Source organism: Patiriisocius sp. 208BN25-11, from assembly GCF_058147145.1.
The window spans coordinates 1-230 of sequence record NZ_JBYVJY010000178.1 but is presented as its reverse complement, the minus strand read 5'-3'; the positions used below and the strand labels follow the sequence as shown (position 1 = coordinate 230).

The window sequence follows — 230 nt, the reverse complement described above, 5'->3', positions numbered from 1 at the left end:
ATCTGTTAAGGGAACACCAAGTATGTCCCAAGTTCCTTCTGAATAATAACGGCCTCGTTCATTTTGTACTACATAGGCATAGCCCCGTTTTACAACTTCCTAAGCACGCTCTGCAGTTCGTGTTCTTTGTTTTCCATCACCCCAAGAATCAAAATTGTAGGGCGTAAGCGAAAAAATGATGGGTACTTTCTCATTGCCTTTTGGTCCGTAGATATCAGTTGCCAAACGAA

1 pseudogene is annotated in these 230 nt (G+C 42.2%); it reads right to left on the bottom strand.

Annotated elements, in window-relative coordinates:
• A pseudogene (locus ACY2RS_RS16030) lies at window positions 1-84 on the bottom strand (hypothetical protein); the annotation flags it as partial.
• Window positions 85-230 lie beyond the last annotated feature (146 nt).